The organism is Frankia sp. AgKG'84/4, from assembly GCF_023242965.2.
Lineage (GTDB): Bacteria > Actinomycetota > Actinomycetes > Frankiales > Frankiaceae > Frankia.
The window spans coordinates 1-634 of record NZ_JALKFU020000659.1; the positions used below are offsets into that span (position 1 = coordinate 1).

At 77.3% G+C, this 634-nt stretch carries 1 protein-coding gene; it reads left to right on the forward strand.

Annotated features, from left to right (window positions below; all coding sequences use genetic code 11):
* The coding region (locus MXD58_RS24495) for a beta-ketoacyl reductase (RefSeq protein WP_250610023.1) at positions 1 to 634 on the forward strand (634 nt) is incomplete at both ends.

Genomic DNA, 634 nt, shown 5'->3' on the forward strand with positions numbered 1-634 from the left:
GCGCGGCACCGCCGCCGAGGGCGCGGCCGAGCTCGTCACCGACCTGGCGGCCGGCGGCGTCGAGGTGTCCGTGCGGGCCGCCGACGTGGCAGACCGGGCCCAGCTCACCGATCTGCTCGCCGCCATCCCGGCCGACCACCCCCTGACCGGCGTCGTCCACTGCGCCGGTGTGCTCGACGACGCGGTGATCCCGGCGCTGACCCCCGAACGGCTGGACCCGGTGCTGCGCCCCAAGGTCGACAGCGCCTGGCACCTGCACGAACTGACCCGCCACCTCGACCTGTCGGCGTTCGTGCTGTTCTCCTCGGCCGCCGGCGTCTTCGGCGGCCCCGGCCAGGGCAGCTACGCCGCGGCCAACGCCTTCCTGGACGCCCTCGCCCACCAGCGGCGGGCGGCGGGCCTGCCGGCGACGTCGCTGGCGTGGGGGCTGTGGGAGCAGCGCAGCGAGCTGACCGGACGGCTCGGCGACCCCGACCTGCGACGGCTGGAACGCGCGGGAGTGCGTCCCCTGACCTCGGCCGAGGGCCTGCGACTGTTCGACGTGGCGCTGGCCGCGGGCCGGGCGCCGCGGGGCGCCGGGCCCCGGGGCCCCTCGCCCCCCCCGGGGGGGGGGCCGGCTCTTTTTAAAAAAACT